General features: G+C 57.8%; 8 protein-coding genes. All 8 read left to right on the top strand.

Going from position 1 to position 7,757, the window contains the following annotated elements; translation table 11 throughout:
- Positions 1–300: 300 nt before the first annotated feature.
- Positions 301–951 carry a hypothetical protein gene (locus tag AB3X55_04710; GenBank protein MEX0502876.1) on the top strand — a complete coding sequence of 217 codons (651 nt, stop codon included), beginning with the start codon at positions 301–303 and terminating at the stop codon, positions 949–951.
- Between the two features lie 363 nt (positions 952–1,314).
- Positions 1,315–2,232 (top strand): SPFH domain-containing protein, encoded by a 918-nt coding sequence (locus tag AB3X55_04705; protein MEX0502875.1) that lies wholly within the window; start codon positions 1,315–1,317, stop codon positions 2,230–2,232.
- The gene (locus AB3X55_04700; protein ID MEX0502874.1) at positions 2,229–2,558 is read left to right on the top strand and encodes an NfeD family protein; all 330 of its coding nucleotides are present in this window, start codon (positions 2,229–2,231) and stop codon (positions 2,556–2,558) included. Before AB3X55_04705 ends, AB3X55_04700 begins: the two co-directional genes overlap by 4 nt.
- A gap of 128 nt (positions 2,559–2,686) precedes the next feature.
- On the top strand, positions 2,687–3,880 hold the full coding sequence (locus AB3X55_04695; protein ID MEX0502873.1) for a multidrug effflux MFS transporter: 1,194 nt from the start codon (positions 2,687–2,689) through the stop codon (positions 3,878–3,880).
- Between the two features lie 99 nt (positions 3,881–3,979).
- On the top strand, positions 3,980–4,468 hold the full coding sequence (locus AB3X55_04690) for a DUF2938 family protein (protein ID MEX0502872.1): 489 nt from the start codon (positions 3,980–3,982) through the stop codon (positions 4,466–4,468).
- Positions 4,469–4,591: 123 nt separating this feature from the next.
- The gene (locus AB3X55_04685) at positions 4,592–5,743 is read left to right on the top strand and encodes an alanine--glyoxylate aminotransferase family protein (GenBank protein MEX0502871.1); all 1,152 of its coding nucleotides are present in this window, start codon (positions 4,592–4,594) and stop codon (positions 5,741–5,743) included.
- A gap of 216 nt (positions 5,744–5,959) precedes the next feature.
- On the top strand, positions 5,960–7,105 hold the full coding sequence (locus tag AB3X55_04680) for a TRAP transporter substrate-binding protein (protein MEX0502870.1): 1,146 nt from the start codon (positions 5,960–5,962) through the stop codon (positions 7,103–7,105).
- A 76-nt stretch (positions 7,106–7,181) separates the two neighbouring features.
- A complete protein-coding gene (locus AB3X55_04675; GenBank protein ID MEX0502869.1) occupies positions 7,182–7,739 on the top strand; it encodes a TRAP transporter small permease subunit in 558 nt (185 codons plus the stop codon).
- The last annotated feature ends 18 nt before the right edge of the window (positions 7,740–7,757 follow it).

The following is a 7,757-nucleotide window of genomic DNA, read 5'->3' as shown; positions in this document are numbered from 1 at the left end:
AGCTACTGATATTGCTCAAGGGTGACTTGAGTTGACGCAGGGCATAGGTAACTCGGCTTCTCGGCCGCACCATTTTCCCGTTATATGTTTTTTCTGGGCGTGAGCGTTTCCCGGCGGGTTTTGAGCCGTAGGGGAATAGCCATGGACAGATGCCCATAATCCAGCTGTCCACAACTGATGATGCGATTATTGTTTTTTACCTTCTAGTAAGGGGAAGGTTATGCAGGCGCTGTCGGTGGGTGGCTGAGCAAACCATTGGCATCTCGAAAACCAATTCTTGCGAAGAGTGAAACCAGAGAAATGCGAACCCTCCTGACTTACGCCTTGGTATTCGGCCTTGGTGTTGCGGCAACATTCTTCTACTTCCATCACACGTCTGGCCAACACAGCTCTGGCCAACACAGCTCTGGCAGTGGCGGTCACGGGGCAGGGCATCGTTCTGATGATGTCTCTTCCTCAGCTCATGCCCAGCAGGATGGCGGCAAGCATAATGGCGGTAAGCATGAGCATGATGAAGTCAACATGCCTGGTTTGCAGGGCAAGGACACCACAGACCAGGAGGTCAATGACCTGAAAGAGATTTTTCGGTCTCACAAGGGCATCAGCAGACATGTCAGCAACGTGCAAAACGGCATCGTCACGACGACGGAAGCCGAAGACGAAACATTGCGTGACGCTATCCTATCGCACGTGTCGATGATGGTCACTCGCCTTCAGGAAGGCCGGAACCCGGAAGTCATCATCCAGTCACCTACCCTGGATGCGCTGTTCGACGTTTATGATGAAATCGACACGGAAATCGAGACAACGGAATTGGGCGTGAAGGTTATCCAGACGTCATCCAATCCGGAAGTGGTCCGTCTCCTCCAAACGCACGCTGCCGAGGTTAGCGATATGGCAAGCCGAGGAATGGAAGCTGTGCATGAGCGTATGGCGGGGCAGGCTCATTAGCGTGTGACCAAACCACCCACGCAGTTACACGCCGAAAAGATCGGGATAACAGTGAGTTGATGAAGGGCCTATGGTGCGTGGCTTCTTGGCTGCACCATATCCTTGAAAGCATCCTCAAAAATCGGGTCGCTATCAGTTAACCTGTGCCGCGTGAAAACCGGACGCGCTGCAGGGTCACCCATCCAGGCAGACCTCCACCTGTGCTTGACATCGACTGATATACCCGAACTTCAGGGTGATCCGGACAGGGTGCTGGTCAGCTTCCGGTAGGCGGGTGGCAATGTCCGGTGAATAGTGCGTGTGTAAATTTGTGTACTTGGTTACCATGACGGATGGAAACAGGCGATATAGGAACCGGAGCCAATGGAAGTCTTGTTAACAACCAACATTGTCATCGCGGCGCTGCTGATCCTCGGCGGTGTTCTGGTGATCAAGCTGGGGGTCAAGGTCGTCCCGCAGTCGAAGGTCTTTGTCGTTGAAAGGTTTGGCAAATATTCACGAACTTTGAATGCCGGCCTGTCGCTTATCATCCCGTTTCTCGATCAGATCGCGCACAAGGTGGATATCCTTGAAAGACAGCTTGATGAACAGCGGATTTCTGTCATCACACGCGACAATGTCGAGGTGATTCTCGAGACGCGGGTCTTTTTCAGGGTCGTCGAGGCATCGCGCACTGTCTACCGGATCAGCAATATCAACGAAGCGTTGAAGACGGCTTCGTCATCCATCGTGCGGTCTGCGGCCGGCAAGCTGGAGCTGGATGATCTGCAATCAAGCCGCGAGGCGATGAATATCGAGATCGAGACCAACCTTCGCAACGCGGCGGAGGTCTGGGGGATCGAGATCACACGGACCGAGATTACCGATGTGGTCGTCGACGACGCAACAAAGGAAGCGCAAAGACAGCAGCTGAACGCGGAACGAAAGAAGCGTGCGACAATTGCCGAAGCCGAAGCGCAGAAGCGTTCGATCGAGTTGCGGGCCGAAGCGGACCTCATTCAGGCGCAAAAGAATGCCGAGGCCATCAGGGTCACAGCCGACGCCGAGGCCTATTCGGTGAAAGCAAAGGCCGAGGCCGACGCCGAGCAGACAAAATTGCTGGCGACAGCCATTGCCAAGAATGGCAAGCCGGCGGTGGATTTCGAAATCGCCAAACGGCAGGTCGAGGCGCTGAGCAATGTGGCATCGGCCCCGAACGCAAAGACCATCATTCTGCCATCCGATGTCACCGCCGCCCTTGGCGGGCTGTCTGCGGCGCTGGAAATCATCAAGGATAAATGAGTGTGGGCGTTTACCTGACATTGAGCTACTGGCTCTATCTGCCGCAATTCTGGGTCATCATCGGCATTCTGTTCATTCTGCTCGAGCTTCTGGACGGCAGCGCCATTTTCATGCTGCCGATGGGTGTCGGCGCGCTTGTGGTGGCGGCACTTCTCTATGGGGTGGATCACGGAATGCTGCCATTCGGGCTGATACCCGATATGTGGTACTGGCTGCTTGTATACTGGATCATCGCGGCTGTGGGTCTGGTGGTGCCTCTTCGGCTGCTGAACAGGCGCCGGCCAAAAGGCCAATCCGCCGCCGATGATGATATCAATAGCTATTGAAATCCGGCTCCGGTGATCTCTGATTCCCTTGATGGTTTGCGGGAAACGCCTGTCCCGTCAGACGGCTGCGAATTCGCGGTTCCCGGCACCCGGCGGTATGACCGGGATTGCCCTTCAGGACAGTTTGCATGACATCATCCACCGCGTCCCGCCCGGGGATATCCTTTCTTGCCATCATGGCGTTGCTGACATCGATTGCGGCCCTGTCCATCGATATCATGCTGCCGGGGCTGGCGGTGATGGGGCGCGACCTTGGCGTCGACAATATCAACCACACGACACTGATCATCACCGCCTTCTTTTTCGGGATGGCCTTTGGTCAGCTGGCGGTTGGCCCGCTAGCCGATTCCTTTGGCCGCAAGCCGGTCGTGCTTGGCGGCTACGCGCTGTTCATGCTCGGCTGCCTGCTGTCGATGGTCTGTGAAAGCTGGGCCTTGATGGTGTTCGCGCGCGTGCTTCAGGGGGTTGCCGCGGCGGCCCCGCGGGTGCTTGCCGTGGCCATTGTCCGGGATCAGTACAAGGGCCGGATGATGGCGCGGATCATGTCCATCATCATGGCGGTGTTTATCCTGATCCCGATCATCGCACCGCTTCTTGGCCAGGCGCTGATCTATCTTGGCGGCTGGCGCGTCACCTTTGCCGGGTTGATCGCGGTGGCGCTGCCAACGGCGTGGTGGTTCCACAAATCCATTGCCGAAACGCTGCCGGCCCCGCACCGGCGGCCCTTCACCCTGCGTGTCATCGGCGAGGGTCTTGTCCAGATCTGCCGCAGCCGGGTGACGGTGGTCTATATGCTTGCCATGGGTTTCATCGTCGGCCCCTTCATCGGCTATCTTGGTTCGGCACGGCAGATTTTTCAGGATATCTACGGCGTTGGCGACATGTTCGTGATCTATTTCGCCGCCGGGTCGGTTTCCGCCGGCGTGGCCTCGCTTGTGAACGCGCGCCTGGTCATGCGGCATGGCATGAGACGGCTGACCGGCATTGCCATTGCAATGCTGACGGGTCTGTCAGCGGGGCTGTGGGGATGGGCGGCGCTTGGCGGTGATGTGGGGTTCGGCATGTTCATGGGCTGGCAGATTGCGACAATCTTCTGCATCGGGATGATTTTTGGCAATGTCCAGGCACTGGCGATGGAACCGCTTGGCCATATTGCCGGGCTTGGTGCGGCAATCTTCGGGGCCGTCTCGACCTTTGTCGCGCTGCCGCTGTCATGGATGGTCAGCGGATATTTTGACGGCACGATCATTCCGCTTGTCCGCGGCTTTGCGGTCATGGGTGGCATCACGCTGGTCATGATGCTGGTGGCCGGGCGGCGTTGAGTCAGGATATCCGGCACCGGTTCGGGTCCGGTCCCGCGTCGCGTGAAGGCTTTGTGCGCGGCCCGGCTTGCGCTAGGCTTGGCGCGGACCGGTGGGGGTATGGATATGTCGACGGGTGTGTTTCAGATTATTGTTGTGGGCGTTGGCAGCTGCGTCATCTTTGACCTCTGGCAGCGTGTGTTTGCCATTTTTACCGGCATCCCGCCAAGCAACTGGGCCGTGGTCGGGCGCTGGCTTCTGGGGGTACTGTCTGGCGCCGGGCTGGTTGCACGGGATCTTGCCGCGCAACCGCCAAGGCCGAACGAGGCGGCTGCCGGCTGGGCGCTTCACTATGTGGTGGCGGTCGGCTATGCGGTGATTTACGCCGTGCTGATGCAGGCCGGCTTGCTTGATGCCGGGCTGGTTGACGGCCTGATCTTTGGCCTGGCCAGTGTAGTGGTGCCGTGGCTGTTCTTCATGCCGGCGCTCGGCAATGGCATGATGGCGCGCCTGACTCCGAACCCGCCGCTGGCCTGCGCGGTGGCCGTGATCATGCATGCGGTGTTCGGTCTGGCGCTTGGCGGCGGCTTTGCACTGCTTGCCGCGTGACCGAAATCCTCGCCAAAAGGGGGTGGCAATCTGGAAGATTGATTTTTCCGCCCGGTATCGACATGGTTGAGTGGTGGCGTCATTCGGCGTTCTGGACATTATGTGCGTTTGACAGAGGTTTTCATGCCAGCTTTACGTGACGATATCGATCCCGACGGCCTTCTTGAATATTCGGTGGTGTTTTCCGATCGATCCTTGAATTCCATGTCAGCCGCCTTTGGCGATGTCATGCGGGACATTTCCCGGATCATGCGCAATGCCTATGGCGCGGCGTCGGTGGCGGTTGTGCCGGGCGGCGGCACCTATGGCATGGAGGCCATTGCCCGCCAATTCGTTCGCGATGCCAGGGTAATGGTGATACGCAATGGATGGTTCAGCTATCGCTGGAGCCAGATCATCGACGCCGGCGGGCTTGCCAGCCAGACAACGGTTCTTGCCGCGCGCCAGCTAGCCGATGAAACCGATGCGCCGTTCGCGCCGCTGCCGCTGGACGAGATTCTGGCCCGCATCCGCGCCGAAAGGCCGGATGTCGTCTTCTGTCCGCATGTCGAGACATCGGCCGGGATGATGATGCCTGATGATTTCATTGCTGCCGTGACGGCCTGTGTCCACGAGCATGGCGGCATGTTCGTTCTCGACTGCGTGGCAAGCGGTACCGTGTTCGTCAATCTCGAACAGACAGGCGTCGATGTGCTGTTGACGGCGCCGCAGAAGGGGTGGAGTGCATCGCCCTGCGCCGCGCTTGTCATGATGTCGCCGCGCGCCAGGGCGCGTCTCGACGAGACGACAAGTTCAAGCTTTGCCAATGATCTGAAGAAATGGACACAGATCATGGAAACCTATGAAGGCGGGGCGCATGCCTATCACGCCACCATGCCGACCGACGCGCTGCGGCATTTCCGTGATGCGCTGATCGAAGCCGAGGGATTCGGTCTGGAAGCTCTGAAACAGGCGCAGATCAGGCTGGGCCAGCAGGTCCGCCAGCTGCTTGGCCGCTATCAATACAAATCGGTGGCTGCCGACGGTTTCGAGGCACCAAGCGTGGTTGTCTGTTTTGCCCCCAATGCCGAAATGAAGTCGGGCAAGGCGTTTGCCGAGCAGGGGTTGCAGATTGCCGCCGGTGTGCCGCTCGAATGCGGCGAGCGTGAGGATTACGCCTCGTTCAGGATCGGCCTGTTCGGGCTGGACAAGCTGAGTGATCCCGCGCGTACGGTGGCGCATCTGGAAACAGCGCTGGAACAGATTCGCGGACAGAATATGCCAGCCGCGGGATAGGCCCGTCAGGCAATGCCGCGCCGGTTGAGTGACCGGTGATTATGCACTTTGTTAATCCTGTTTCATGAAATATCATGCGCCTGTAATTTGCGGTAACGGCAATTATTCTCCATTCTGGAATGGTATTTTTGTAATTTTACTGTTGATTTGCTGTTGGCGCGCTCCACAGTGACCCAATGGGGATGTGCGTTTGCATCCATGACTCAGGAGGAACAAATGACCAACACGACCGATCGTCGTAAATTTCTGGTCGGTGGTGCCATTGCAGGCGCTGCCGTTGGTGCCATCGGTGCTTCGGTGCTACAGTCACCGCCAAAGAAGGAGGAGGGCCCAGCCGCTCCTGCTATCGCCAAAAACGAAGGCACAACGCTGAAAATGCAGGCTGCCTGGGGTGGCGGTATTTTCCTAGAAAACGCAAAGGCCTATGTGGACCGTGTCCACGCCATGGCCGGCAAGGATCTGAAGATTGATCTTCTGGCCGTGAACTCGGTCGTGAAGACAAGCCAGATGCAGGACGCTGTACACCGCGGCGTGCTTGACGCTGCACATTATGTTCCTGCCTACTGGTATTCAAAGTCGAAGACAGCATCGCTGTTCGGCACCGGCCCGTGTTTTGGCTGGTCCTCGCAGGAAGTTCTCGGCTGGTGCCATTATGGCGGCGGCATGGAGCTGTTCAACGAGTTGATGCAGAGCCTCGGCCTGAACGTCATCTCCTTCTTCAACAGCCCGATGCCGGCACAGCCGCTGGGCTGGTTCAAGGAGCAGATCACCGATGCCTCGCAGATGGTAGGCCTGAAGTACCGGACCGTTGGTCTGGCTGCCGACGTCCTTCTCGAAATGGGCATGTCCGTTGTGCAGCTTCCCGGTGGTGAGATTCAGCCGGCGATGAAGTCGGGTCTGATCGACGCGGCCGAGTACAACAACCCGACTTCCGACCGCGACTTTGGTATGCAGGACGTCTCCAAGGACTATCACCTTGCGTCCTTCCACCAGTCGCAGGAATTCTTCGAGGTGACCTTCAACAAAGGGAAGTTCGATTCGCTCCCGGCTGAGCATCAGGCCATTCTGCGCCATGCGTCGGAAGCCGAAAGCTCGAACTTCTACTGGAACAACACCGCGCGTTATGCCGAAGACCTGGTGAAGCTGCAGGAAGAAAGCGGCGTGCGCGTTCACCGTACGCCTGATTCGGTGATGCAGGAGCAGCTGAAGGCATGGGACGTCGTCATCGACCGGATTTCGGCCGAAGACCCGTTCTTTGCCAAGGTTGTGGCTTCGCAGAAGGCCTACGCCAAGGATGTCATGAACTACCTGAACCTGAACCAGCCTGACTACAAGCTGGCCTACAAGCACTATTTCGGGTAAGGCATTGCGCCTGATCTATTAGGCTGGAGGCGCATCCCGCGCCTCCAGCGCTTTTCTTGATACAGAGGCTCGCATGCTGACGAAACTGGTCTATGCCATCGAAAGCCTGAGTGTCTGGGTCGGTCGCGCCTTTGGATGGTGCATCCTGGTCCTGACATTGTCGGTGTCCTATGAAGTGTTCATGCGGTATGTGCTGAATGCCCCCACGGTCTGGGCATTCGACATGATGATCCAGATGTATGGCGCGCTGTTCCTGATGGCGGGGCCCTATGCGCTGGCGCAGGATGCGCATGTTCGCGGCGATGTTCTCTACAGATTATTCCCTGTTGTCTGGCAGGCGCGGATTGATTTCGTGCTGTATCTGTTTTTCTTCTTCCCCGGGATCCTGGCGCTGTTCTGGTTCGGGGCTGAGATCGCCGCCGACAGCTGGCGCTATCAGGAAGTCAGCTGGAATTCACCCGCCAGAATTCAGGTCTATTTTTTCAAAACCCTGATCCCTGTTGCTGGATTCCTGTTGATATTGCAGGGATTTGCCGAGCTTGTGCGGTGCTGGCGCGCCATGCAAACCGGTGTCTGGATGGAGCGCCTTGACGATGTCAAGGAAACCGAAGACGCCCTTATGGAACAGGCCTGACGGCCGGTAACCCTACCT

The organism is Alphaproteobacteria bacterium LSUCC0719, assembly GCA_040839025.1.
In the GTDB taxonomy this organism is placed as follows: Bacteria; Pseudomonadota; Alphaproteobacteria; order Puniceispirillales; family Puniceispirillaceae; genus UBA8309.
Note: the sequence above shows the minus strand (reverse complement) of the source record. Positions and strands in the feature narration are given on the sequence as shown.